The organism is Stenotrophomonas sp. TWI1151, assembly GCF_039673135.1.
In the GTDB taxonomy this organism is placed as follows: domain Bacteria; phylum Pseudomonadota; class Gammaproteobacteria; order Xanthomonadales; family Xanthomonadaceae; genus Stenotrophomonas.
The window spans coordinates 105,425-129,062 of record NZ_JBDJLA010000013.1 but is presented as its reverse complement, the minus strand read 5'-3'; the positions used below and the strand labels follow the sequence as shown (position 1 = coordinate 129,062).

Sequence of the window (23,638 nt, the reverse complement as noted above, 5' to 3'; positions counted from 1 at the left end):
CATGCACCACGCCGTCAGCATCACCTTCCCCACGGCAGCCGAGGACGGCCCGTCCGCCGAACAGCTCCAGGCGGGGGTCCAGTGACTCCGTGCAACCGATACGATGGACGCATGCAGATCCCACGCACCCTGACCGCCCTCGTCGTCCTGCTCATCGCGGTCGCCGCGTGGCTGCTGTTGGTCGCGCCCCCACCGGGCGTGCACTACTACGAGCCACAGGAGATGGCACCCGCCACGTTGGATGCCGACGGCGCACTGCCCACCGCACCACCGACGGCACTGCAATGGCAAGCGGCCAACCAACGCGAACTGGTGAAGTGGCGCGGCCCTTACTGGCTGCGCTGGCGCTTGCCTGCGCAGCCAGCACACGGCGCGGCCGACCGTGCCCTGCGCATCTCGGTACGCGCCGCCAGCCAGCCCTTCTGGAACGGCCAGCCCTTGGCCGCCAATGGCACCGTCGGCCGCAACGCGGACGAAGAGCAGCCGGGACAGGTGGACATCATCCGTGTGCTGCCGCCCTCTTCCTCCAGTGGCACCGATACGGTGGTGCTGCTCGCCTCCAGCCATCATCAGTGGTTCAAACTGCGGGGCGCGGATGCCTTCGTTGCGGTCGGGCCGGCTGCCTCGATCTACAGCCTCAACCTTGGACCGTGGTTGATCGCCGCGCTTGCCACGGGGGCGCTGGGTGCGGCCTGCCTCTACTTCCTCGCTGCACAGCGCGGCCGTCCACGGGTACCGGGTGCGCGCCTGCTGCTCGCATTGGGGGTCGTCGGCCTTGCGTTGCCCGTCGTCGAAGCATGGCGGCCGCTGGTCGGCTATGCCTATCCGTGGCACGGCCCGCGACTGCTCATGCTGCTTCTGCTGCACCTCGCCGCGGCGATCCTGCTGCCGGCTTACCTGGCGCGTCGTTTCGGCGTCGCGGTGCCGAAGACAGCCCGCGTCGCCTATCTCGCCACACTGCTGGCGCTGGCCGCCTTCGTGCCCAGCTTCGACGGCCGCGGTGCCGCACTCCTGCTGCTCAGCCTGCTGACCTCCGCCTACGTGCTGCTGCGCGCCCGCGGCGAGCCCGACGAGCGCTGGCCAATCCTGACCCTGGTGGTGGCCGGTGCACTCGCCGTGCCGCTGGCCGGCGGCATCTTCCTCGACGGCCCCTACTTCCTGTTCCTGGCCGTGCTGATGGGCTTCCTGCTGATCCGCCACGCCGCCCAACTGCGTACGTTGGACCACCACAACGCGCAGCTGCGCGAAGAGCGTGCCCGCCTCTCGCTGCAGCTGTTGCAACGGGGCATCCAACCGCATTGGCTGATGAACACCCTCACCGGCCTGCAGGAACTGATCGAACAGGCACCGATGCGCGCAAGCCGCCTGGTCGAATCGCTGGCCGAGCAGTTCGACCGCCTGCGCGAGAGCAGCACCCGCCCCAGCGTGCCGCTGGACGAAGAGCTGGCGCTGTGCCGCAACCACCTGGACATCGTCGGCCTCGCGTTGGATCGCCACATCGGTCTCGAGGTCGACGGAGAGCACACGGGCCTATGGCTGCCGCCCGGCGTGCTGCATGCGCAGGTCGAGAATGCGCTGACTCATGCAGGAGCCGTCGCATGTGCCGAGCATCCCTTCCGCCTGCGTATCCAACGCGACGGCGACCGTTGGATGCTGGAGCTGCGCAGCGCACGCGGCACTGCCCCGCATCGCGGGCAAGGCACGGGCACCCGCTACATCGAGGCAAGCCTGGCCGCCACCTGCCCCGAGAACTGGCGCTTTGAACAAGGCCCCGATGGCAACGACTGGTACGGCCGCATGGAGCTGACATGCGCATCCTGATCGTCGAGGACGAACTGCTGGTCCGCCAGCGGCTGCTGCGGATGTGCACCGAACTGGCTGGCAGCCGCGCGCGATTCGATGCCGTGGCCGACCTTGACGCCGCCGGTGACCGGCTGCAGCGCAGCGTGTATGACGGCCTGCTGCTGGATTTGAATCTGGGTGGAGAGGATGGCTTCGACCTGCTGAAGCGCGTGGTGGCTGGCCGATACCACTGCGTGGTGGTCTCCGCGCATCGGGAGCGGGCGCTGCAGGCGTTTGAGCATGGGGTGCTGGATTTCGTGCCGAAGCCTTTCTCACGCGAACGGCTGGGGCAGGCGCTGGAGCGGCTGCTGGATGTTGGGCGGTATCGGTCCGGGGCGGCGCGTTACCTGGGCATCTGGCATGCGCAGGGGACGGCGATGGTGGAGCTCGCCAATGTGCTTTGGATTCGTGCTGATGGGGACTACAGCGAAGTACGTATGCGCGATGGGCGGAGTGAGCTGCATGACAAATCGCTGGCGACTCTTACTGCCGTGCTACCGCCGGACTTTGTGCGTTGCCATCGGTCGTATCTGGTCAATTTGACGCATGTGCGGACGTTGCATGCGGCTTCGGGGAGCCGTTACTGGTTGGTGCTGAATGATGGGGCTGAGGTGCCGGTGGGGCGGGCGTTTGTTGAGGACGTGCGCGGGGAACTTGGGTCGATATAAGCGCTTGAGAAGACCGCTGCAGGACCGATGTCGGATTTCGGCCAGGAGCGGACGCAGCCTTTACAACAACCAGTCCTTCTTCATCCGGCGTATGTGAAGGAATAACCTCTTCCGATGCGTTGAATGCGAACAAACCCCAGCTCACCCAAGTGCATGCCGGCCGCCATCAACTGATCTGCACTGACCATATCCAAAAGCGCTGAACGGGCCGCCGCAGCCCGCTGCGGATCCTGGTCGAATGCGATGGATACGTCGGGCCGGGCAATTTGGATGTGGGGAAAATGCACGATGTCACCCCAGATCAACGCACTGCGGTCCTCCGATTCCACCCGATATCCGGTGTGCCCTGGCGTATGGCCTGACAGCGGAACCATACTGATACCGGGCAGTACATCGCCCTCGGCCAACAAGCGCAAGTTGCGGCGATAGCCGGCGAACACCTGCCGTGCGAGCAGGAAGTTGCCCCGGGCACGATCATTGCTGCGGGCAAGGTTGCCGTCGTCCTCCCAGAAGGACAGCTCGCGTGGGTGTATGAGCAGCTCCGCATTGGGGAAGACGGGGTGACCTTGAGCATCGAGTAGACCGCCAACATGATCAGGATGCGCATGCGTGAGCAAGATCGTATCCACATCCGTGGGCTGCACACCGGCTCGCAATAGATTGCCCCTCAATTCCCCTCCCCAGCCCTTGATCCCCCCGGCACCGGCGTCGATGAGGATCGTGCGGCCCTTCCCCCGCACCAGGTAGGTGTTGATATGGATCGAGGACGGGTCGCTGACCCCGGCCTTCAGCTGTAGCTGCGCGGCCTCGGCCGGATCGATGTGGGAGAGCAGATCCAGACTGGTGGTCAGATGGCCATCGCTGATCGCTTGGATCAGGAAGTCACCGATCTGGAGGGTGGGCAGAGCCCGTTCAATGATGGATGCGTTCATGCCGCTCGTCAGTTTCGCGCGTGGAGGGAATCATTGCCGTAGCCAAAGCATCGGATGCGCGCCGTCAGCCCAGCATGGTCTTGGATGGCCAGATCGAGCTGCCGCATGAATTCGTCCATGAGCTCGGGCGTCCTCTCCGGACCCAGTCGGTAGGCCAGTTCCGCAGATGCCGGATGGCCCCGCCCCTGACGCGCAGCCAGGTAAAGGATGTGGACGTTGTCCAACGCAGCACCCAGCATGTCCGTACACAGCACCGCGCATCGCTCAGTGAGCGCGGCCAGACTGTCGTCCGCCGGCATCCGCTCCGCGGTGAAGGAGATCGAGAGCCTAGGCATGTGAGCGCTGCTCCGATCCTTGTTGGCCTTCAACCGCCACGCTCTTGAGTTGCGCGGTCATGGGCGTATACGCGTGCACACCGTCAGGAAGGGATTCCAAGACCGGGACTTGCCCGGCCGGAACGCGCGCAAGCCAGAGTGCTGCGGGCGCGCGATCGAGCGCAACCGCATGCAAGGCCTCGAATGCAGTCCCCATCTCAATGAGCGGCTCAGGGCCGACGCGACTCACCAGCAGGTAATCGCCCTGTTCGACGGCGGAGGCCCGATCCAAGCCACTGTATAGGTTGCGATGCCAGTCGGTGATGTGCTGCTGCCAGCGTGCGAAGTTGCCCCCTCCCTTCCGGGCGTACTCGTCCCCCTGCAGGACCTCCAGGCCGTCTATCGAGTGAAGGGCAAGGTAGGTCGGGCACCCCGCACCACATGCCCTGAAGCGCTGCGAGGTGTGGAACCCCCGCACGGAAATGAGCGCAGGCAGTTTGTGCAGGCTGTAGAAATCGTTCCATTCCTCCTCGCTGGCGGAGTCGGAATAGCTGCATTCGACGGTGTAGATCATGGGAACACTCCTGGGCCGGCTTGTGCGCGCCCCTTGTTGATGTCCCCTCATGCTAGGCCTGCATTAGCTCGCATCAAACCGATGTTTCGGTATGCTTCAGTGACAAAAGATCACGCTGAATCCCCATGCGCAGGAAGATTCCCAGTAGCACCGCCCTGACCGCCTTCGAGGCCGCCGCCCGCCACGGCAGCTTTGCGCGGGCAGCGGAAGAGCTTTCCCTCACCGAGGGGGCCATCAGCCGCCAGATCGGCAGGCTGGAATCCTTCCTGGGGGTCCCCCTATTTGAGCGGGTCGGCAATCGCGTCCGCCTCCTGCCCAATGGGCAGCGATACGCCGCCCAGGTCCGCGAGTCGCTGGACCGCTTGGACCGGGACAGCCAATACCTGATGGGCCAACCGAAGGACGCTGCAAGCCTGGACATTGCCGTAACGCCCACCTTCGCGTTGCGATGGCTCATCCCTCGCCTGCCCGCGTTTACCCGCGCGCACCCGAACATCACCGTGCACCTTTCCGAGCGCACTGACCCGTTCGCGCTGGCCGGCAGTGGATTCGACGCCGCCGTGCACTTCGAGCACCCAGCCTGGACAGGTATGCGCACTTACCCGCTACTGCAGGAAGTGCTGGTGCCGGTGTGCCATCCCGCGCTCATCAAGGGCGCAAAGGCTCGCGTCACGCTGGACCAACTGCCGCGGCTGCACAGACGACAGAGTCCCGATGCTTGGCAGCGTTATGCCGAGAACGTCGGTATCGCTCTCGCTAACGTAGCGGTGGGTGCACGCTACGACCTTCATGCGATGCTGATTGAAGCAGCGCTTGCAGGCCTCGGAGTCGCCTTGGTGCCACGTCTCTACGTGGAGACAGAGCTGGAGCAAGGTCGGCTGGTGGCGCCATGGCCGCAAGGCGAGGCGGTGTCCAAGACGTTCTGCCTGGTGCTGCCCGAACCGATGGGTTTGACGCCCAGACCTGTGAAGACGTTCTCACGGTGGCTACTAGAGGAGGCTGGCAAACCTTGGGCTGAAGATATCGCTTGCGACAAAAGTCCGCGACTCCACGAATGAAACGAACGGATCTCGTTGCATGTCCGCTACCGGCCAGGAGCAGACATTGCGAAACGTAAGCCGAAGGTGGGCCTAGTCGAGCTTTATCGAGGAAGCCAGATCACCCTTTGTTGACACTTCAGCAAAGGCAGTCTCGGTTCCAGCTGGTAGTGGCACTCGCATTTCCGCTTACATGGACGTTGCGCACAAGGGATGTCTCCGTGCAGGTCGAACTGCTGAAGAAACGCGTACGGAGCCTACGCGAGCAAGGGGCGAACGTTCGCTCTGGGTCGAATGCGGCCGCGGAGGTGAAGTAGCACGCTTGTACTCCCTCAAGACGGGAGATTCCCACGGCTACCACGCTCAGGCACCACCGAGTGCCCTGAGCGCTAGCAGACGCTCCATTGCTTGGTCTGAGCTCCGCGCGTCTTTCGCCACTGGATCCACGCGATCGCGGCGACGAAGAAGACGCTGCACAGGTAACTGCCTTCCGGCCCTTGCGCGCCACCGGTCAGGGTGTCGAGGCCTTGCGGGCGCAGCGCCACCAGCAGCGCCGGCAAGTGCGCATCCATGCCGGTGACGGGCAGTTCAAAGCCGGTTGCGAGCAACCAGTTCCACCCCGCGTGCCAGCCCATCACGCCCCAGATATTGCCGGTCCGCAGCGCCCAGGCGCAGGCGAACAGCGAGAACAGGAACGTGCTGAGCATGACCAGGGGCGGCTGGTGCGGACTGAAATGCAGGAAGCAGAAAACGAGCGACACCAGCAGCACTGCGACCGTGACATTGGTCTTGCGCGCCACCACCGACAGCATCCAGCCGCGGAAGATGACTTCCTCCACGCTCGCCTGGAACATGAAACTCAATAGCAGCAGACCGATGTGCAGCAGACTGACGGGCGACCGCCAGGCCTGCCCCAAGCCCGCCGCCTGCATGCCGCCAGCCATCCAGATCGCGACTACGACCAGCGCGATCGTGCCGAATCCAACGGCCAGTCCGCGCAGGAAGGTTTTCAGCGGCGCCGGACCGGTCAGCCCGATACTCGCCAGCGAGCGCCCTTCGACGAAGCGTACCCAGGCGAGCACGGCCGCCAGCGTCGGCGCAAAGCCGATCCACAGCAGCGCATGCAAGCCAGCGAGGCCGATCGGATCGCCGCCCGGCGTCGACCAATGCTGCGACTGCATCCATCCGTCCAGCGCGATCACCGGTACCGCGTTGAACAGGATCATCAGGATCGGCGTCAGCCAGGCCCAGGGCAGCCAGCCGCGGGCCGGATCGGGCGAATACAGGACAACGGGGGTCATGCGGGGCTCCAGGTCGACGTGATCGCCGCTGCAAGTTGCCATCCGCGCGGGGGCGTGGCTACCCGTTTGCGACCAAGCCACAGAAGCCGCCGATGAATCACCCGGATCGCCGACGAAATAGCGCTGAGTCGTCGCCCGTGGTGTCCGCTTTGAGTGGCGGTTCCGACAGCCACAAGGCCCTGATGTGGGACCGCTGGCGGCAGGGCGAGTCGTTGCACCAGATGGCGAGGCTGTTCGATCGGCATCACTCGTCCGTGCGAGGGGTTCTCGCCGAGACTGGCGGGATGCAGCAGTGGTCGCCCGAACAGATCGCTGGCTGGCTCAAGCGGACTTACCCGGACGATCCGAGCTGCCAGGTCTCACACGAGACGATCTATCGCACGCTCTTCATCCAGTCGCGCGGGACTTCCAGACACGGATCGAGCGATATCAACAAGCTGTTGCATTGACCAGTTGAAACCGCCGTCGAAAGCGGACATTACCAGCGGTCGGCGCCACCGTCCTCCCCGAACGTCCACTTTCGGCCAGAAGCGGACGTTCACAAGCCCAGCGCCGCGCCAAGCGATCAAGCGGCGTCTGCTTGCCAAGTGGATGTTCCAGATGGCGAAGGCTGAGGGCTCTAACAGCTGGCTGTTCAACCGCTGCCCAGGCTCGGCCTTCATCCCGCTGACGCATGCTCCGCCGCAAACGCTGCGTACGTACGCAGCGGCCGACCCAGCAACTGCATCAACCGCTCCACGTCACCCGCGCCCGGCAGCATGCCGTCGCTGATGAATCGCTCGGCCATCTGTCGCATGTCGTAGGCCATCCACGCCGGCATGAACTGGCGCAGGTTCTGCTCGAAGGCGGCCGTGTCATCGCCCCCGTAGGCGATCGGGCGGTTCAGCACATCGCTCCAGATGGCGGCCACCTGTTCTCCGGTGACTGCTTCCGGGCCGACCAGGTTGAGTCGGGTCAGCGCGCTGTTGTCCGGCGCCTGTTCGCGGTTGAGCAGTTCGATGGCGGCAATCTCGGCGATGTCGCGGGTGTCGATCATCGCCAGCCCCTTGCTGCCAATCGGCATGGGGTACACACCGTAGCCCTGCACCACGTCCTTGATGGTGAGGTCGTTATCGATGAAATAGGCCGGGCGCAGGATCGTGGCGCTGAAGCCCATCTGCTCGATCATGCGCTCCACGCCAAACTTGCCGGCGAAGTGCGGCACGTTGACATAGCGGTCGCTGTGGATCACCGACAGGTACACCACGCGCTTCACCCCCGCCTCGTGGGCGACGTTGAGGGTGATAAGTGCCTGGGTGAATTCGTCGGCGACCACGGCGTTGAGCAGGAACAGCGTGGAGACGCCCTCGAAAGCTTGGCGGAGGGCATCCACATCCAGCATGTCGCCCTGCACCAGTTCCACGGTGGCGGGCAGGTTGGCAGTGGCGGGGGTGCGGACCAGTGCGCGAACGCTTGCGCCGCGCTGGGTGAGGTGCTGGACGACCTGACGGCCGATGGTGCCAGTGGCGCCGGTAACAAGAATGGTCATGGGGTACTCCGGGTGGGTGGTGAGGCCTCATGGTTGTTGATCCGCATGCGGGCCGATAGCCCATATACTTGGACCACCTGTCTCGCTGGTGGAACACATGGACCTACCGGCCTTGGCCGACTTCATCCTGGTGGCGCGCCACGGCGGGTTTGGCCGTGCCGCGCGCGCAGCGGACCGCCCCAAGGCAACGCTCTCGCGGCGTGTGGCTGAGCTGGAGGCCAGCCTGGGGGTGCGGCTGTTCGAGCGTGGCTCGCACATGCTGAAGCTCACCGAGGAGGGTCGGGCGCTGTTCGAGCGCACCGAGACGCTGCTTACCGAACTGGACGAAGCGGCCACGTCCATTTCCTCAGGCGGCGACACGCCCCGTGGGCGGCTGCGCGTGAGCGCACCGATGCTGTTCTCGCAGATGGCGCTGGGCAAGATCGCAGCCGAATTCGTGAAGCGCTATCCACAGGTGCGGCTCGATGTCACTACCGAAGACCGCGCCGTGGACATGGTGGAAGAAGGCTATGACCTGGTGATAAGGGTCAATCCGGATCCAGATGAACGGCTGGTGGGGCGGGTGCTGATCCGGGACCGCCTCGTGGCGGTGGCGCACCCCGACCTGCCCCTGCCCGCGCTGGGCGAGACGGCGCCTGCGGTGTTCCGTCCGTCCAGCAATGCCACCGGCTGGGACCTGGTGACGCCGAGAGGCGAGATACGTATCGCGGTGGATCCGGTGCTGCGCCTGGGCGCACTGACCATGGTGCGCGATGCCGTTCGTGCAGGCACCGGCGCGGCGATGCTGCCCTTCTCGCTGGTTGCCGACGATCTCAGGGAGGGCGCATTGGTGTCGTGGGGACATGCGAAGGCCCCGCCGATCGAGATATGGGCGCTGTACCCTTCGCGACGACTGCTCAGCTCAAGGGTGGCGGCGTTGCTCGACCTGCTCAAGGAATCCTTCCCCGAGGGTCAGGCGGAGGAGCTGGCCGCCTTCGCAGGCGGGGGCCGCTGACGGCCAGAAACGGACACTGCCAGCGATTGGCGCCTTTCTGTTGTCCGAAAAGTCCGCGATCGGCCGGAAAAGCAGACCAGCCTGACTCTTCAGCACGGACTGCATCGTTGGAAGCAGTTGCTAACATTGCAAGCTACTCCTCAATGGAAGGACGTCGCCCGCATGCCTTTCCTCCCGGCGTTTCGCCGAGTCGCAGCGCTGACGCTCGTGGCGTTGCCGGTCTGTCCGTTTTCTACCTTATCAGCGGCGGGGCCTGCTTCCGAGACCAGCGCCTTCATCCACCCCATCAACAATGCCGAAGACGCCCGCTTGGTAGCACTGGGCAGCAACGGCCTGCTGCGCTATGCCTTGTACTCCGAACGCGGTAGCGATCACGCGCGCAACATCGTCCCGGACTTCTCCCGCGCCGGCTACCAGGGCGGCGGTGTCAGCCTGCCCACCCGCTCCAGCATTCCTGTTATTGAGGTCCTTGAGCCAAACGCGGAGGGTGACGACTATCCCCGCATCCAGGCCGCCATCGACGCGGTCGCCGTGCGTGTCCAGGACAGCCGGGGCCTACGCGGCGTAGTCCTGCTGCGGCGCGGCGGTTATAGGTTGAGCAAGACGCTGACCATCCGGGCCAGCGGCGTGGTGTTGCGCGGTGAAGGTCGAGGTGCCGACGGCACGGTGATCCGCTCCCAAGTCAGCGATCGGCAGGGCAGGATTCTTGAAGTGGGCAGCAGCGAATCCGCGGTTCCCCGCGCCGCTCTGGACCCACGCCGGACCGCCATCACCATGGACTACGTGCCGGTGGGGGCGATGCGGATCACAGTGAAGTCCGCAGCCGGCTATCGCGTGGGCGATACGGTGTCGATCGCGAGGGAACCCAATGCCCGCTGGGTCGGCCCCGAGGGCATCGATACCGCACGATACCGATGGACGCCCAGCGACTACGCTGTGTACAGCGAACGCGTCGTCACTGCCGTAGACCACGACACGATCAGCCTGGATGCCCCGATCATGGATGCCATCGCGACGCGCTTCGGTGGCGGCAGCGTCTATCGCACGGATCCCATCCGTATCTCGCAGGTCGGCATCGAAGACCTCCGCCTTGAGGGTAACCCCGAGACCGGGACGGTCAACGGCACCGCCGATTCCGGCCCCTTTACCGCACTCCGCTTGGGTGCAATCTACGACTCATGGGTTCGCGACGTGACCGTGCGTTATGTGTCGCATGGCTTCGTGACCCGCAACGGCGCCCAGTTCAATACCCTGCAGGACATTGCCTATCTCGACCCCAGGTATGGCGCCACCCAAGGCGCCCGCCGCTATGTGTTCCTTTACGAGGGCAACGCCGCCTTCAATCTGATCCAGCGCTGCTACAACCAGGGCGGCAGGCATACCTTCGTCATCGGCGCACGGGTACCCGGTCCCAATGTGTTTCTGGACTGCCTCGCCGTAGGTGACAGCAACGACAGTGGTCCACATCATCGCTGGTCCACCGGCACGCTGTATGACAACACCAAGGGATACATGCTGCGGGCACAGAACCGCCGGTACAGCGGAACGGGGCACGGGTGGGCGGGCGCGCAGCAGATGTTCTGGAACACCGAGCACGACATCTACGTCGTCCAGGCGCCGCCCTTCGCGATGAACTGGAGCGTGGGACAGGTGGGCGCCATTGCACCCGGGAAATTCCCGCCTGAGGAACCTGCAGGGATCGTGCAATCGGTGGGCCAGGTGGTGACACCTCGCAGCCTGTATCTGCAGCAGTTGCGTGATCGTCTGGGCGAACAGGCGGTGATCAACGTCACCACTGAAGCGCAACGTGACGGACGTATCTGGGACAGCCTGGCCGCTGGCGCGGTGGAATAGCACTCATAGCAGGGAGAGCTCGCTGAAGGGGATCTTCGCTATCGCCGAAAAGCGGACGCGAGCGGACCGAAGCAGCGCTACCGAGGGCAACGGCGGTTCAATGCGCCATCGACACGGCATAAGCGTTCGCCGCACTCCTGAACCCTCCGTTCTCGGTTTCCACCAGCACAAAGAACTCCTCGTCCAAATGATGGAAAGGACCTGCTTGGTCATCGCTGTTCGCCCCTATCTCGTCCATCGCGAGGTCGCGCTCGGTTCGCTCTCTCGGATACCGGGGACCAAAGGCAGCCATCGCTTTGACGATCAGCTCCGCGGTAAGCGGCATGTGGAGGGCACGAAAGGCTCGAGCACCTTCAGGGGCGAGTACCCCTGTGCTGTTCGAGAAGAACTGCTCAAAACCACCATTGTTGATCTCGGATTGGCACCAGTGCGCGGCGAACAAAATGCGTGATGCTTCCGGGGCGGCATTATATTGATGCAAAAACACCTCCGCACCGTCGTAAATGGACACGGTGTCCCAGACTGGTTCAACCAGCTGCCAGTAGCTCACGGACAATCTCCAGCGGGGCCAGAGACCGGCGCGTCTTGGCAATCCTCCGGATTCTAGTGGAGGCTATTAACGAGCGCGAGGTGCGGCAGCGTGGATCGCACATCGGTGTTCCGCTCGCGCAATTCGTTCCATCGCCTGCCTCCTTCGCCGGCAGATCTGCGCTTGATGGAGATCGGGACGCCTGGTCCAGAGAATTGACCACGTCGCGCTGCGCAGCCCTTGAACCACCCAAACCCAACCCAACAAAAAAGCCCCCGTTTCCGGAGGCTTTTTCGACTGAATCATGGTGGGCGGTACAAGGTTCGAACTTGTGACCCTTGCCGTGTGAAGGCAATGCTCTACCGCTGAGCTAACCGCCCGATGCTGCTGAGCCGCTCATTATAGGGCGGCAAATTTCGACGTCAACGGTTTCACCGAAATTTCTTCACATCGTGTGCGTGGGCTTGTCCGCGGTCAGGATGCCAGCCAGCAGCGTCTCGATCCGATGGCGGACGGTCTCCCCTTCTGCGCCGTCGGCCAGCTGTACGCCGATGCCTGCCGCGCGGTTGCCCTGCGCTCCGGCCGGGGTTACCCAGATCACCTTGCCGGCTACCGGCAGGCGCTCGCTGGAGTCCGGCAGGGTGAGCAGCAGGAACACCTCATCGCCGAGGAAGTAGCGTTTGGGCGTGGGCACGAAGATGCCGCCGTTCTTCACGAACGGCATGTAGGCGCTGTACAGCGCGGCCTTGTCCTTGACGGCAAGGGACAGGATGCCCTGTCGGGCGTTGGTGGCGCTCATGCTCTATTCCCCTTGGCGTGCCGTTCGTTGACCTTTCCCCAGGCCAGCAGCAGCTCCACCACCGCAAGATCGGCGCGCACCGTGGTGCGCAGCAGGTCGCGGGTGCGGTTGGCCGCATCGAACCAGGCGGCCAGCTTGTGCAATCGATCGGGATCGGTCAAGCCACCGCCGGTGGCCTGGGCCAGGGCGAGATCGGCGGCGTGGCGCAGGCGCACGGCGGCGTTGTCGTCGGCGGTCCAGCGCTGGGCCAGCTCAACCGCGCCGGCGCGGCCGGCGACGAGGGCTTCCAGGTCCGTGGCGACCTGGCGGCGCAGGGCCAGGCCATCCTCACGCAGCCACTGGTCGGCCAGGCCGGGGTGGCCGCGGGCGGCGTCCAGCGCTTCGCGGGCGCTGGCATCGCTGTGGCCCAGGGTCTGCAGCCAGGCGAGCGCTTCCTCGCGCGGAGGCAACTTGAACTCCAGGCGCTGGCAGCGGCTGCGGATGGTGGCCGGCAGGCGCGCGGGGTCGGCGCTGATCAGCCACAGGTAGCGGCCGGGCTGCGGCTCTTCCAGGGTCTTGAGCAGGGCGTTGCAGGCGGCGCGGTTGATGGCGTCGGCGGGATCGACGATCACCACCTGGGCCACGCCGTACTGCGGGGTCAGCGAGAGCTTCTGCGAGACCTCGCGGATCTGCTCGATCACGATCTCGGTGCGCAGCTTGTCGCCCGATTTGTTGGGGATGAACGAGATCCGCTGCAGGTCCGGGTGGGTGCCGGCGGCCAGCAGCTGGGCGCTGCGCTTGGCCGCGGCCGGCTCACCCTGCCCCAGCACGTGCTCGGCCAGCCGCAGCGCGACGCCGAGCTTGCCCAGGCCGGCCGGGCCGCAGAACAGCAGGCCATGGCCGAGGCGACCGGCGTCGAGCGCGGCCACGGTCTGGTCATAGGCGCGCTGCTGCCAGGGGGAAAAGGGTTCAGCCACGATCCGGCTCCTGTGCCAACCATGCCTCCACGGCCGCCACCACCGCGCCGGCGACGCCGGCCTGGTCCTGGCCGGCGTCGATCAGGCGGTAACGTGCGGGGTCTTCGCTGGCACGCTGGCGGAACACCGCGCGTACCCGCTGGAAGAAATCATCGTGCTCGCTTTCGATCCGGTCCGGCCACATGTCGCGGCCGTTGGCGCGCGCACGGCCGACGGCTACGTCCACATCCAGCAGCAGGGTCAGGCCGGGCAGCAGGCCGACGGCGCGGCGCTCCAGATCGGCGATCCACGCCGGGTCCAGGCCGCGGCCGCCGCCCTGGTAGGCGTAGCTGGAATCGGTGAAGCGGTCGCACAACACGTAGGCGCCGCGTTGCAGCGCCGGGGCGATCACCTGGCGCACGTGCTGGGCACGGGCGGCGAACACCAGCAACAGCTCGGCCTCGGCCGAGAGCGGCTCGGCGGCGATCTCCGCATCCGGCTTGAGCACCAGCGCGCGGATGCGCTCGGCCAGGGCGGTGCCGCCGGGTTCGCGGGTCAGCACCACCTCATGGCCACGGGCCTGAAGGGCCTCGCGGATCGCGTTGATGGCGGTGGTCTTGCCGGCGCCCTCGCCCCCTTCCAGGCTGACGAAATGCGGGTGCCGGTGCAACGCGGGACTCATTGGGGTGCGGCCTCGTTGGTACGTCTGCTGCGCAGTTGCTGCAGGTAGCGGGCAACGGCAGCGTTGTGGTCGGTGTAGTTGGCCGAGAAGATGTGCGCGCCACTGCCATCACCGACGGCCACGAAGTACAGCGCGTCACCCTTGGCTGGCTGCGCGGCGGCATGCAGCGCATCGCGCCCGGGCATGGCGATCGGGGTCGGGGTCAGGCCGGCGCGCGTGTATGTGTTGTACGGCGTATCGGTGGTGAGGTCGCGCTTGCGGATGTTGCCGTCGTAGCTGCTGCCGATGCCGTAGATCACGGTCGGGTCGGTCTGCAGGCGCATGCCGATCTTCAGGCGGCGCATGAACACCCCGGCGATCTGCGGACGCTCGCTGGGCAGTGCGGTTTCCTTCTCGATGATCGAGGCGAGGATCAGCAGCTCATACGGCGAGTTCAACGGCAGATCGTCCACGCGGCTGTCCCACGCGGCAGTGAGTTCTTTTTCCATCGCGGCATGCGCGCGCTTGAGCACGTCGATGTCGCTGTCGCCGCGCTGGTAGACGTAGGTCTCGGGCAGGAAGCGGCCTTCCGGGTGTTCGCCGGGGAAGCCGACCGCCTTCATCAGCGCGGCATCATCCAGGTCGTCGGTGGTGTGCACCAGCGGATCGGCGCGCTTGAGCGCAGCGCGCAGCTGGCGGATGTTCCAGCCTTCCACGATGGTGACGCGGTGCTGCAGGACACGGCCCTGGCGCATGCGGGTCAGCAGCTCGCGCGGGGTCAGCGCCGGATCGAGCGCGTATTCACCCACCTTGAGTTTGCCGGCGGCATCGAGCTGGCGTGCCAGCAGCTGCCACTGGGTGTCGCTGCCTTCGTCCACGCCGGCCTGGCGCAGCTTGCCGAGCACGGTGCTGAAGCCATCACCGGAGGCGATCACCACGCTCTCCGCGCTCGGGGTGACCGGTGCATCGGCAAAGGCGCCCTGGCGATGCCAGAACCATGCCCCTGCGGCCGCCACCAGCAGGGCCAGCACCAGCAACACGGCCAGTCCGGCCAGACATCCCCGTTTCGCACCCGCCATGCTCACCTCGAATCCATTTCTTCGCCGCGCAGCATACCGCGCGGGTGCTGCACACCGCCAAACGGCTCAGGCATCGCTGCCCAGCGCACGCAGCAGGCCACGGGCCTTGGCGCGGGTTTCGTCCAGTTCCCTGTCGGCAACCGAATCGACCACGATCCCGGCGCCGGTGCGGAAGCTGGCGGTGTCGGCGGCCACTTCGGCGGTCCGGATCAGGATGTTCAGGTCCAGGTCGCCATCGCGGTTCAGCCAGCCGAACGCGCCGGTGTAGGCGCCACGCGCGGTCTGCTCCAGCTCGGCGATGATCTGCATGCAGCGCACCTTGGGGCAGCCGGTGATGGTGCCGCCGGGGAAGGTCGCGGCGATCACCTGGCCCGGACTCACGTCCTCGCGCAGGCGGCCACGCACGTTGCTGACGATGTGGTGCACATGGGCGTAGCTCTCCACGGTCATCAGCTCATCCACGTCCACGCTGCCCGGTGCGCAGATGCGGCCGAGGTCGTTGCGCTCCAGATCGATCAGCATCACGTGCTCGGCGCGCTCCTTGGGGTGGCCGACCAGCTCCTGGATGCGCGCGGCATCGTCATCGCCGGCGAAGCGCGGGCGGGTGCCGGCGATCGGGCGGGTCTGGACGTCATCGCCATGCACCGAGACCAGGCGCTCGGGCGAGGAGCTGACCACCGCCCTGCCCTGCGCCATGAACAGCCCGGCGAACGGGGCGGGGTTGGCCACGCGCAGCTGCGCGTACAGCGCCTGCGGCGAGAGCGCCTCGGCGAACTGCGCATTCCAGCGCCGCGAGAGATTCACCTGGAACACGTCACCCGCACGCAGGTAATCGATCACCTTGCCGACGCCATCGGTGAAGCGCTGCGGCGCGTCCTCGCCGATCGCCACCGGTGGCTGCCACGTCGGCAGCGGGGCCAACGTGGCGGCCGCGGCGAGGTCGTCCTGCAGGGTCTGCAGCAGCGCGGCCTGGCCGGTCTCGCAGACGGCATGGAACTGGCCGAGCACGCGGTCGTGCAGCACCGCCGCCGGGCAGCGCAGCGCCAGCGCGGACGGCAGTCCATCGGCGCGCGCCGGCAAGGCCAGCACGTCTTCGATCTGGCCAGCCAGCTCGTAATCCAGCATCAGTGCCCAGCCACCGCGGAACGGCAGCGTGGTCGCTTCGCGCGGCAGCCGCAGCGCGGCCCAGTGCGCGTCCAGCACCTCTAGGAAGCGGCCCTCATGGGCGACGCCATCGGCATCGCGCACCACGCCGTCGGCCTGCAGTGAGAGCGCTTCACCGTTGCCCATCAGCAGCAGGTCCCAGCGCCCCTGTGCGGTGCCCGAGGCGGTGGATTCCATCAGCAGCGGGTAGCGCTGCGGGGCCAGGCGCTGCAGGGCCAGCAGGTCGGTGGTGGCGGGCAGCGGAAGCGTCTGGAACATGACAGGACACCGGAGGGGGCGCGCAGCGTGCGCGGGGGCCAGATACACCAAGGCCGCCATGATGGCGGCCCGGGTGGGGATACACGGAACGTGCGGTCAGACGCGCTTGAACACCAGCGTGCCGTTGGTGCCGCCGAAGCCGAAGCCGTTGGACATCACCACATCAACCTTGGCCTCGCGTGCGGTGTTGGGCACGTAATCCAGGTCGCAGCCTTCGCCCGCTTCATGCAGGTTGATGGTCGGCGGAATGATGTTGTCGCGCAGCGCCAGCACCGAGAAGATCGCTTCCACGCCGCCGGCCGCGCCGAGCAGGTGGCCGGTCATCGACTTGGTGGAGCTGACCATCATCTTGTAGGCGTGGTCGCCGAAGGCGGTCTTCATGGCCATGGTTTCACCCAGGTCGCCCAGCGGCGTGGAGGTGCCGTGCGCGTTGAGGTAACCGACCTGGTCCGGGGTCACGCCGGCGTCCTTCAACGCCATGGTCATGCAGCGTGCCGCGCCTTCGCCGTTCTCGCTCGGGGCGGTCATGTGGTACGCATCCGAGCTGGCGCCGAAACCGGCAAGCTCGGCATAGATGCGCGCGCCACGCGCCTTGGCGTGTTCGTACTCTTCCAGGATCAGGATGCCGGCACCGTCGCCGAGCACGAAGCCGTCGCGCTCCTTGTCCCACGGGCGCGAGGCTTCCGCCGGGGCATCGTTGCGGGTGCTCATCGCCTTCATCGCGCAGAAGCCGCCCAGGGCGGTCGGCGAGGAGCCGCGCTCGGCACCGCCGACCACCATCACGTCCGCATCGCCGTACTGGATCATGCGCATCGCGGTGCCGATCGAGTGGTTCGAGGTCGCGCAGGCGGACACCGCCGAGAACGACGGCCCCTTCAGGCCGGTGATGATGCTCAACTGGCCCGGAAGCATGTTGATGATGGTCTTGGGCACGTAGAAGGGCGAGATCTTCTTGCCTTCGTGGAAATCGATGGTCTGCTCTTCGATGCCCAGCAGGCCGCCGATGCCCGCCCCGACGATGGCGCCGATGCGCTCGGCGTTGCCGTCGGTGATCTCCAGGCCCGAATCGTTCAAGGCCATGAAGGCGGCACCGAGGCCGTAATGAATGAACGGGTCCATCTTCTTGGCATCCTTGCCAGTGACCCGGAATTTGCCGAACTGTTCGTTGTCGGCGGTGATGTCGAAGTCCCTGACCTCACCTGCGATCTTGGTGGTGAAACGGTCCAGGTAGGACTGCGAAACGTTGGTCAGCGGACCGATGCCGGAACGGCCTTCGGTGATGCCCTTCCAACTGCTGGCCATATCATTGCCCAATGGCGAGACCATGCCCATGCCGGTAACGACGACGCGACGCTTCATTGCAGATTCTCCTGACCCGGGTGTTGCGGGTATCACGCGGTAAAACGCTCAAAAGCACAGGGCCGCAAGCGCGGCCCCATGGGTTTGCCGCACGCGGTCGCAGCGATCGCCACGGCCGCGCGCGAGCCGCCTGACATCAAGCCTTGACGTGGGCGTTGATGTAGTCGATCGCAGCCTGCACGGTGCTGATCTTTTCGGCTTCTTCGTCCGGGATTTCGCACTCGAACTCTTCTTCCAGCGCCATCACCAGTTCAACGGTGTCCAGCGAGTCAGCGCCCAGGTCATCGACGAACGATGCGCTGTTGGTGACTTCCTCTTCCTTGACGCCAAGCTGTTCGACGACGATTTTCTTGACGCGTTCTTCGATGGTGCTCATTGGATATCGCTCCAGATGGAGTAGTGGTTCAAAAATGACGCCATCCGGTGAGGGATGACCGTGGGATAGTGTAGTGGAAACCAGCGACACCTTGCATTGCAGCAAAACATCAAACGGATCAACCACTTGCGGCGCAATCCTTGCGCCACATGCTTACGGCATGTACATGCCGCCGTTCACATGGAGGGTTTCGCCGGTGATGTAGCTGGCCGAAGGACCGGCCAGGAACGCCACCGCGTTGGCGATATCGGACGGCTCGCCGAGCCGCTCCAGGGCGATCGACTTGACCAGGCCGGTGCGCTGCTCTTCCGGCAGGGCCTTGGTCATGTCGGTATCGATGAAGCCCGGCGCGACCACATTGACGGTGATCCCGCGCGAGCCGATTTCCTTGGCCAGCGACTTGGAGAAGGCAATGATGCCGGCCTTGGCCGCGGCGTAGTTGGCCTGGCCGGCATTGCCGGTCACGCCGATCACCGAGGCGATGTTGATGATGCGGCCCTTGCGCGCCTTCATCATGCCGCGCATGACGGCCTTGGAGGTGCGGAAGACGCTGGTCAGGTTGGTGTCCAGGATCGCCTGCCAGTCTTCTTCCTTCATCCGCAGCAACAGGTTGTCGCGGGTGATGCCGGCGTTGTTGACCAGGATGCTGATGGCGCCGAACTCCTTGGCGATACCGTCCAGCACGGCCTCCAGCGCAGCGGCGTCGGTGACGTTCAGCGCGCGGCCGTGACCACCCACGGCGGCCAGGCGCTCACCGATGGCGGCGGCACCGGCGTCGGTGGTGGCGGTGCCGATGACGGTCGCGCCCTGCGCGGCCAGTGCGTCGGCGATCGCGGCACCGATACCCCGGCTGGCGCCGGTGACCAGTGCGATTTCACCCTGAAGGGGCTTGCTCATCTCATTTCCTCAAACGGGACCGGTCCGGCCGGGCTGGCGCGAAGCCATTCCAGCACGGACGCGATCGGAAGACATCAGGCGGCCCAGGTCTCGCGGGCCGTCTCGAAATCGGCGGGCGTGGACAGTGTGCGCGCGTCCAGCGATTTGTCGATGCGCTTGATCAATCCGCTCAGCACCTTGCCCGGGCCGCATTCGGCCACGCGGGTGACGCCACGGGCGGCCAGCGCCTGCACGCAGCCGGTCCACTGCACGGGCAGGTACAGCTGCTGCACCAGCGCCTGGCGGATGGCGTCCACGCCGTCATGCACACGGGCATCCACGTTCTGCACTACCGGCAGGGCCGGGGCGCGCCAATCCAGGCCGGCCATGGTTTCGGCCAGGCGGTTGGCGGCTTCGCGCATCAGCGGAGTGTGCGAGGGCACGCTGACAGCCAGCTTGACGGCCTTGCGGACGCCCTTCTCGGCCAGCAGCGCCAGCGCACGATCCACGGCGGCAGCGTCGCCACCGATGACGATCTGGCCGGGCGAGTTGTAATTGGCGGGCACGACGACCTGGCTGCCGGCGGCCTGCTCGCAGACCTCCACGACCAGCGCGTCTTCGGCGCCGAGCACGGCGGCCATGGCGCCCACGCCGGTCGGGGCGGCTTCCTGCATCAGCTGGCCACGCAGGCGCACCAGGTGGGCACCGTCCCGCAGGGTCAGCGCGCCGGCGGCCACCAGGGCGGTGTACTCGCCGAGGCTATGGCCGGCCAGGACGGCCGGCTGGACGCCGCCAACGGCGTTCCAGGCGCGCCACACGCCGATGCTGGCGGCCAGCAGGGCCGGCTGGGTGTATTCGGTGCGGTTGAGCATTTCCTCGGGACCGCCCTGCGACAGCGCCCACAGGTCGACACCGGCGCCGTCGGAGGCTTCGGTGAAGGCCTCGCGGATCTGCGGGTGCAGCTCGGCCAGTTCGGCCAGCATGCCCAGCGACTGCGAGCCCTGGCCCGGGAACACGAATGCGAGATTGGTATCGGTCACGCGATCATCCGCCTGCAAAAATCGAACGGCGAATGATAAAGGGGAACGTCGCCCTTCGTCTGTACTGCCGCGTATGTGGAGTCTTTCTTCAGGTGAACAGCTGGAGGATGTCGAGGTCGCCGTCACTGAAGAAATCGATGCAGATCACGGCCAGCATCAGCACGCCCAGGGTGGTGGCACCGTGCACGATGAGGATGGAATGGGCCAGCGCCCGGGCGGAGCGGCCCATCTTCATGCTGGCGCGGGCCAGCCCCTGGAGGCGGCCGGTGACATCGTGGGCATGGGCGAGGACCGGGGCTTCGGCGCCGTCCATGGCCTGGGCCATGAGGGTCTGCAGCTGTTGCGGACGGTCCTCGTAGTACTTGGCCACGCCGTAACCGAACATCAGCCAGTCGCGGGCCTGGGCCTGGGCGAGGTCCATGACCTCAAGGGGATCTTCCTCGAAATCGATGAAGCCGATCTCCTTGCCATCCCAGGTGAGGTTGCGCGGCAGCGGCTGGCCGAAGTACGCGCCCTTGCGGTGCGCCTGGGCAATGGCATTCATCGCGGCGGACACAAGGCGGTCACGGCCGGCATCGTCGGCTTCGCGCAGGCAGGTATTGAACGAGGAGCCGTTGTCGCCGAGCACGAGGGCGGCATGACCGCTGCCGATCACACTGGGGACGTTGACACCTTGCGCCTGCAGTTCGGCCAGGCGGCGGGCCTCGGTTTCGCGGGCGGCGTCGCCACCGCGGTGCGGCGGTGGGCGCAGGGCGTCGAGCTGGAAGCGACGGGCAATGAAATTGAGCAGCCCGAGTGCGACCACCCGGCTGCCTTCGCCGTACTGCTTCAGCCAGGCGCGTTGGCCCTCGATGACGATGGGCTCAACCATGACAGTTCTCCTGAAATGCATACGGCCCCGTAATGGGGCCGTAACGACAGCGTCACGTTATCGTAACTGACACTATCAATAGCGCAGCAGAGCAGAACCCCACGTGAAGCCGCCGCCGAAGGCTTCCAGCAGCAGCAGCTGGCCGCGCTGGACACGGCCGGAGCGGACGGCGTGGTCCAGCGCCATCGGCACGGAGGCCGAGGAGGTGTTGCCATGCTTGTCCACCGTCACCACCACCTGGTCCATGGACATCTCCAGGCGCTTGGCGGTGGCTTCGATGATGCGCAGGTTGGCCTGGTGCGGGATCAGCCAGTCCAGGTCGTCCTTGGTCAGCGCGTTGGCTTCCAGGGTTTCATCGACGACCGAGTCCAGCGCCTTGACGGCGTACTTGAACACGTCGTTGCCCTTCATCAGGATCGCGCCGCGGGCATTCTCGCCCTCGCCGAAGCCGGCCGAGACACCCACCGGGTTCCACAGCAGCTCTTTCTTGCTGCCATCCGAATGCAGGTGGGTGCTGAGGATGCCGGTCTCTTCGTCGGCCTTTAGCACGACGGCGCCCGCGCCATCGCCGAACAGCACGCAGGTGGTGCGCTCGGTCCAGTCGACGATACGGGTCAGCGTTTCCGCACCGATGACCAGCACATGGCGTGCATCACCGGAACGAATGAATTTGTCGGCCACGCTCAACGCGAACACGAAGCCCGAACAGGCCGCGTTGACGTCGAAGGCGGGGCAGCCGCTCGCACCGAGCTTGGCCTGGATCAGGCACGCGGTGGACGGGAAAATCAGGTCAGGCGTGGTGGTACCCACCACGATCATGTCGAGCTGCGAAGCGTCGATACCGGCCGCTTCAAGCGCACGTACCGCGGCGTGGTAGCCGAGGTCGCTGGTGGTTTCGCCTTCGGCCGCAATGTGCCGTTCGCGGATACCAGTGCGCGATTGAATCCACTCATCGCTGGTGTCGACCATTTTCTCCAGATCCTGGTTGGTCAACACTTTTTCGGGCAAATAACTACCGGTGCCCGCGATCCTCGAGTAGATCCGCTTGCTCATTGCATGTCCTGTAGCTCGATCGCCAAACGTGACGATCGGGAAGAATGGGGTAAAGGCCGCTGCCCGACCGGGCAGCGGCCTTCACAAATCAATCTTCTTCGACGGCCGAGTTCGACTTGGTCGTGATCACCTTCTTGCCACGGTAGAAACCGTCAGCGGTGATGTGGTGACGCAGATGCACTTCACCGGTGGTCGGATCGGTGGACAGCTGCTTGGCGCTCAGGGCGTCATGCGCACGGCGCATACCGCGGCGGGACGGGGTGACACGGGATTTCTGCACAGCCATGGGATTGCTCCAAACTCGGTTCGTTTTGCTTCGTCGTATCGTCGCGCAGGACGCCAGCGCCCAGCACAGTTTTCGCTTTCGCCGCAGCCGCCGACGACAATCCGGCTGCTATTGTTTTTTCAGTGCCGCCAACGCCGCGAACGGATTGGCCTTGCTGATTTCTTCTTCGGTCGGTGCCCAGTCCTTGTCCACGGCCTCACCATCGGGAGACAGCGGCACGACGGGCACGGCCAGGACGAGTTCGTCCTCGACCAGTTCCAGCGGTCGCAGCATGCCGTCTTCCGGCACCAGCCACGGTTCCCAGCCTTCCGGCAGCGAGGATTCTTCCTCTTCGCTGCGGATCAGGCCGAGCCGCTGCACCATCGAAACCGGCAACAGGAAACGCTGCAGGCTGCGCTGACAGATCAGCGGCAGCGCGGTGTCGATGGACAGTTCAACATAGGATACCTGCAGGATGTCGTCGTGCGCGAATTCCAGTGCATAGGTGCACGTTCCTTCGGTATCGGCGACAAGGCCCTGGAGGCGGGTCAATTCCGCTAGATTCACCTGGCCGTCGAAGCACCTGCGTGCTGCGACCATCCGCCAAGCATCCAGCATTTCGGGCACGTTTGCGGACATAAGCCGCTGAATGTTAAGGATCGTCCGGGCCGCTGTCAAATGCCTGCGCAGTCAGGTTGCCGATCCCCGCCCCGAAGGGCCAGACTGCCGCCCTTCCGTGCCCGGTATTGTCGCATGACCCCGCTGCTGCTTGCCTCTACTTCCCGCTACCGCCGTGAACTGCTGGAGCGGCTCGGCCTGCCCCTGGAGACCGCCCGCCCCGAGGTGGACGAGACCCCCGGCCCCGCCGAAGCCCCACGGGCCGTGGCGGTGCGGCTGGCGCGCGCGAAGGCCGAGGCCGTCGCCCGCCTGCACCCGGGCCGGTGGGTGATCGGCTCGGACCAGGTGGCGGAACTGAACGGCGCCCCGCTGGGCAAGCCCGGCTCGGTCGAGGGCGCGCATGCGCAGCTGGCCGCGATGTCCGGGCAGGTGGTCGCGTTCCACACGGCCGTGAGCCTGGTGCGCGATGGCGAGGCCCTGGCGAGCTGTGATCTGACCCGGGTCCACTTCCGGGTGCTGGAGACCGCCGAGATCGCCCGCTACGTGGCGGCCGAGCAGCCGCTGGACTGCGCGGGCAGCTTCAAGTGCGAAGGCCTGGGCATCACCTTGTTCGAGGCGATCGAGAACCGCGACCCGACCGCGCTGATCGGGCTGCCGCTGATCGCGGTCAGCCAGCTGCTGCGCCAGGCCGGCTACACCCTGCCCTGAGCC

General features: G+C 65.8%; 25 protein-coding genes, 1 tRNA gene and 1 pseudogene. 7 read left to right on the top strand and 20 right to left on the bottom strand.

The genetic code is table 11. From position 1 onward, the window contains the following. The first annotated feature begins 111 nt into the window (after positions 1 to 111). Positions 112 to 1,821 (top strand): histidine kinase, encoded by a 1,710-nt coding sequence (locus tag ABE422_RS15410; RefSeq protein WP_346483265.1) that lies wholly within the window; start codon positions 112 to 114, stop codon positions 1,819 to 1,821. Continuing rightward, positions 1,809 to 2,510: a LytTR family DNA-binding domain-containing protein gene (locus ABE422_RS15405; protein ID WP_346481945.1), complete on the top strand. Its 702-nt coding sequence runs from the start codon at positions 1,809 to 1,811 to the stop codon at positions 2,508 to 2,510. Before ABE422_RS15410 ends, ABE422_RS15405 begins: the two co-directional genes overlap by 13 nt. Positions 2,511 to 2,590: 80 nt before the next feature. Here ABE422_RS15405 and ABE422_RS15400 read toward each other — a convergent pair whose 3' ends face one another. Genes ABE422_RS15400 through ABE422_RS15390 form a run of 3 tightly spaced genes read right to left on the bottom strand, consistent with a single transcriptional unit; the run spans position 2,591 to position 4,330 of the window. Further along, positions 2,591 to 3,442, bottom strand: coding sequence for an MBL fold metallo-hydrolase (locus ABE422_RS15400; protein ID WP_313212117.1), 852 nt, complete (start codon positions 3,440 to 3,442; stop codon positions 2,591 to 2,593). Positions 3,443 to 3,450: 8 nt separating this feature from the next. Beyond that, positions 3,451 to 3,777, bottom strand: a complete 327-nt coding sequence (locus tag ABE422_RS15395; protein ID WP_346463568.1) for a hypothetical protein — start codon at positions 3,775 to 3,777, stop codon at positions 3,451 to 3,453. Then, the gene (locus ABE422_RS15390; protein ID WP_346483264.1) at positions 3,770 to 4,330 is read right to left on the bottom strand and encodes a hypothetical protein; all 561 of its coding nucleotides are present in this window, start codon (positions 4,328 to 4,330) and stop codon (positions 3,770 to 3,772) included. The genes ABE422_RS15395 and ABE422_RS15390 overlap by 8 nt, the downstream gene beginning before the upstream one ends. 125 nt (positions 4,331 to 4,455) lie before the next feature. Here ABE422_RS15390 and ABE422_RS15385 point away from each other — a divergent pair, with 125 nt between their 5' ends. Further along, positions 4,456 to 5,388, top strand: a complete 933-nt coding sequence (locus tag ABE422_RS15385; protein WP_346481947.1) for a LysR substrate-binding domain-containing protein — start codon at positions 4,456 to 4,458, stop codon at positions 5,386 to 5,388. A 368-nt stretch (positions 5,389 to 5,756) separates the two neighbouring features. Here the strand turns inward: ABE422_RS15385 and ABE422_RS15380 are convergent, their stop codons facing one another. Then, a complete protein-coding gene (locus tag ABE422_RS15380; protein ID WP_346481948.1) occupies positions 5,757 to 6,668 on the bottom strand; it encodes a type II CAAX endopeptidase family protein in 912 nt (303 codons plus the stop codon). Positions 6,669 to 6,850: 182 nt separating this feature from the next. Here ABE422_RS15380 and ABE422_RS15375 point away from each other — a divergent pair. Beyond that, positions 6,851 to 7,072, top strand: a pseudogene (locus ABE422_RS15375) (IS30 family transposase); the annotation flags it as partial. A 254-nt stretch (positions 7,073 to 7,326) separates the two neighbouring features. On the opposite strand, the gene ABE422_RS15370 reads toward ABE422_RS15375, so the two are convergent. Beyond that, a complete protein-coding gene (locus tag ABE422_RS15370) occupies positions 7,327 to 8,196 on the bottom strand; it encodes an NmrA/HSCARG family protein (protein WP_346483263.1) in 870 nt (289 codons plus the stop codon). Between the two features lie 112 nt (positions 8,197 to 8,308). Here ABE422_RS15370 and ABE422_RS15365 point away from each other — a divergent pair, with 112 nt between their 5' ends. Further along, positions 8,309 to 9,190: a LysR substrate-binding domain-containing protein gene (locus ABE422_RS15365; protein WP_346483262.1), complete on the top strand. Its 882-nt coding sequence runs from the start codon at positions 8,309 to 8,311 to the stop codon at positions 9,188 to 9,190. Between the two features lie 162 nt (positions 9,191 to 9,352). Then, complete coding sequence (locus ABE422_RS15360) at positions 9,353 to 11,044, top strand: hypothetical protein (RefSeq protein WP_346483261.1); 1,692 nt, start codon at positions 9,353 to 9,355, stop codon at positions 11,042 to 11,044. Between the two features lie 97 nt (positions 11,045 to 11,141). Here the strand turns inward: ABE422_RS15360 and ABE422_RS15355 are convergent, their stop codons facing one another. From ABE422_RS15355 to ABE422_RS15285, 15 genes are all read right to left on the bottom strand, one after another. Then, positions 11,142 to 11,594, bottom strand: a complete 453-nt coding sequence (locus ABE422_RS15355; RefSeq protein WP_313212222.1) for a DUF4375 domain-containing protein — start codon at positions 11,592 to 11,594, stop codon at positions 11,142 to 11,144. Positions 11,595 to 11,878: 284 nt separating this feature from the next. After that, positions 11,879 to 11,953 (bottom strand) — tRNA-Val (locus tag ABE422_RS15350). A 65-nt stretch (positions 11,954 to 12,018) separates the two neighbouring features. Continuing rightward, the gene (locus ABE422_RS15345; RefSeq protein ID WP_088432861.1) at positions 12,019 to 12,372 is read right to left on the bottom strand and encodes a PilZ domain-containing protein; all 354 of its coding nucleotides are present in this window, start codon (positions 12,370 to 12,372) and stop codon (positions 12,019 to 12,021) included. Next, positions 12,369 to 13,328, bottom strand: coding sequence for a DNA polymerase III subunit delta' (locus tag ABE422_RS15340; protein WP_313212224.1), 960 nt, complete (start codon positions 13,326 to 13,328; stop codon positions 12,369 to 12,371). Before ABE422_RS15340 ends, ABE422_RS15345 begins: the two co-directional genes overlap by 4 nt. Continuing rightward, positions 13,321 to 13,989, bottom strand: coding sequence for a dTMP kinase (tmk, locus tag ABE422_RS15335; RefSeq protein ID WP_313212225.1), 669 nt, complete (start codon positions 13,987 to 13,989; stop codon positions 13,321 to 13,323). The genes ABE422_RS15340 and tmk overlap by 8 nt, the downstream gene beginning before the upstream one ends. Further along, positions 13,986 to 15,047 (bottom strand): endolytic transglycosylase MltG, encoded by a 1,062-nt coding sequence (mltG, locus tag ABE422_RS15330; RefSeq protein ID WP_346483260.1) that lies wholly within the window; start codon positions 15,045 to 15,047, stop codon positions 13,986 to 13,988. The genes tmk and mltG overlap by 4 nt, the downstream gene beginning before the upstream one ends. 66 nt (positions 15,048 to 15,113) lie before the next feature. Next, on the bottom strand, positions 15,114 to 16,469 hold the full coding sequence (locus tag ABE422_RS15325) for an aminodeoxychorismate synthase component I (protein ID WP_346483259.1): 1,356 nt from the start codon (positions 16,467 to 16,469) through the stop codon (positions 15,114 to 15,116). 96 nt (positions 16,470 to 16,565) lie between these two features. Then, positions 16,566 to 17,828: a beta-ketoacyl-ACP synthase II gene (gene fabF, locus ABE422_RS15320; protein WP_176990978.1), complete on the bottom strand. Its 1,263-nt coding sequence runs from the start codon at positions 17,826 to 17,828 to the stop codon at positions 16,566 to 16,568. Positions 17,829 to 17,964: 136 nt separating this feature from the next. Continuing rightward, the gene (acpP, locus tag ABE422_RS15315) at positions 17,965 to 18,204 is read right to left on the bottom strand and encodes an acyl carrier protein (protein ID WP_017357544.1); all 240 of its coding nucleotides are present in this window, start codon (positions 18,202 to 18,204) and stop codon (positions 17,965 to 17,967) included. A 153-nt stretch (positions 18,205 to 18,357) separates the two neighbouring features. Further along, positions 18,358 to 19,101, bottom strand: a complete 744-nt coding sequence (fabG, locus tag ABE422_RS15310; RefSeq protein WP_070426748.1) for a 3-oxoacyl-ACP reductase FabG — start codon at positions 19,099 to 19,101, stop codon at positions 18,358 to 18,360. A gap of 74 nt (positions 19,102 to 19,175) precedes the next feature. Then, positions 19,176 to 20,120 carry an ACP S-malonyltransferase gene (gene fabD / locus ABE422_RS15305; RefSeq protein WP_313212228.1) on the bottom strand — a complete coding sequence of 315 codons (945 nt, stop codon included), beginning with the start codon at positions 20,118 to 20,120 and terminating at the stop codon, positions 19,176 to 19,178. Positions 20,121 to 20,208: 88 nt separating this feature from the next. Then, positions 20,209 to 20,991, bottom strand: a complete 783-nt coding sequence (locus ABE422_RS15300; protein ID WP_313212229.1) for a serine/threonine protein phosphatase — start codon at positions 20,989 to 20,991, stop codon at positions 20,209 to 20,211. 75 nt (positions 20,992 to 21,066) lie between these two features. Further along, complete coding sequence (locus ABE422_RS15295; RefSeq protein ID WP_346483258.1) at positions 21,067 to 22,044, bottom strand: beta-ketoacyl-ACP synthase III; 978 nt, start codon at positions 22,042 to 22,044, stop codon at positions 21,067 to 21,069. Between the two features lie 88 nt (positions 22,045 to 22,132). Next, on the bottom strand, positions 22,133 to 22,330 hold the full coding sequence (rpmF, locus tag ABE422_RS15290; protein ID WP_017357626.1) for a 50S ribosomal protein L32: 198 nt from the start codon (positions 22,328 to 22,330) through the stop codon (positions 22,133 to 22,135). Between the two features lie 108 nt (positions 22,331 to 22,438). After that, complete coding sequence (locus ABE422_RS15285) at positions 22,439 to 22,948, bottom strand: YceD family protein (RefSeq protein WP_088432868.1); 510 nt, start codon at positions 22,946 to 22,948, stop codon at positions 22,439 to 22,441. Between the two features lie 114 nt (positions 22,949 to 23,062). Here ABE422_RS15285 and ABE422_RS15280 point away from each other — a divergent pair, with 114 nt between their 5' ends. Next, on the top strand, positions 23,063 to 23,635 hold the full coding sequence (locus ABE422_RS15280) for a Maf family nucleotide pyrophosphatase (RefSeq protein WP_313212231.1): 573 nt from the start codon (positions 23,063 to 23,065) through the stop codon (positions 23,633 to 23,635). The last annotated feature ends 3 nt before the right edge of the window (positions 23,636 to 23,638 follow it).

Bases quoted from the DNA above. Each gene is read 5' to 3' on its own strand.
- ABE422_RS15410 (WP_346483265.1), top strand. From the start codon at position 112: ATGCAGATCCCACGCACCCTGACCGCCCTCGTCGTCCTGCTCATCGCG.
- ABE422_RS15405 (WP_346481945.1), top strand. From the start codon at position 1,809: ATGCGCATCCTGATCGTCGAGGACGAACTGCTGGTCCGCCAGCGGCTG.
- ABE422_RS15400 (WP_313212117.1), bottom strand. From the start codon at position 3,442: ATGAACGCATCCATCATTGAACGGGCTCTGCCCACCCTCCAGATCGGT.
- ABE422_RS15395 (WP_346463568.1), bottom strand. From the start codon at position 3,777: ATGCCTAGGCTCTCGATCTCCTTCACCGCGGAGCGGATGCCGGCGGAC.
- ABE422_RS15390 (WP_346483264.1), bottom strand. From the start codon at position 4,330: ATGATCTACACCGTCGAATGCAGCTATTCCGACTCCGCCAGCGAGGAG.
- ABE422_RS15385 (WP_346481947.1), top strand. From the start codon at position 4,456: ATGCGCAGGAAGATTCCCAGTAGCACCGCCCTGACCGCCTTCGAGGCC.
- ABE422_RS15380 (WP_346481948.1), bottom strand. From the start codon at position 6,668: ATGACCCCCGTTGTCCTGTATTCGCCCGATCCGGCCCGCGGCTGGCTG.
- ABE422_RS15370 (WP_346483263.1), bottom strand. From the start codon at position 8,196: ATGACCATTCTTGTTACCGGCGCCACTGGCACCATCGGCCGTCAGGTC.
- ABE422_RS15360 (WP_346483261.1), top strand. From the start codon at position 9,353: ATGCCTTTCCTCCCGGCGTTTCGCCGAGTCGCAGCGCTGACGCTCGTG.
- ABE422_RS15345 (WP_088432861.1), bottom strand. From the start codon at position 12,372: ATGAGCGCCACCAACGCCCGACAGGGCATCCTGTCCCTTGCCGTCAAG.
- tmk (WP_313212225.1), bottom strand. From the start codon at position 13,989: ATGAGTCCCGCGTTGCACCGGCACCCGCATTTCGTCAGCCTGGAAGGG.
- mltG (WP_346483260.1), bottom strand. From the start codon at position 15,047: ATGGCGGGTGCGAAACGGGGATGTCTGGCCGGACTGGCCGTGTTGCTG.
- ABE422_RS15325 (WP_346483259.1), bottom strand. From the start codon at position 16,469: ATGTTCCAGACGCTTCCGCTGCCCGCCACCACCGACCTGCTGGCCCTG.
- fabF (WP_176990978.1), bottom strand. From the start codon at position 17,828: ATGAAGCGTCGCGTCGTCGTTACCGGCATGGGCATGGTCTCGCCATTG.
- acpP (WP_017357544.1), bottom strand. From the start codon at position 18,204: ATGAGCACCATCGAAGAACGCGTCAAGAAAATCGTCGTCGAACAGCTT.
- fabG (WP_070426748.1), bottom strand. From the start codon at position 19,101: ATGAGCAAGCCCCTTCAGGGTGAAATCGCACTGGTCACCGGCGCCAGC.
- ABE422_RS15300 (WP_313212229.1), bottom strand. From the start codon at position 20,991: ATGGTTGAGCCCATCGTCATCGAGGGCCAACGCGCCTGGCTGAAGCAG.
- ABE422_RS15295 (WP_346483258.1), bottom strand. From the start codon at position 22,044: ATGAGCAAGCGGATCTACTCGAGGATCGCGGGCACCGGTAGTTATTTG.
- rpmF (WP_017357626.1), bottom strand. From the start codon at position 22,330: ATGGCTGTGCAGAAATCCCGTGTCACCCCGTCCCGCCGCGGTATGCGC.
- ABE422_RS15285 (WP_088432868.1), bottom strand. From the start codon at position 22,948: ATGTCCGCAAACGTGCCCGAAATGCTGGATGCTTGGCGGATGGTCGCA.
- ABE422_RS15280 (WP_313212231.1), top strand. From the start codon at position 23,063: ATGACCCCGCTGCTGCTTGCCTCTACTTCCCGCTACCGCCGTGAACTG.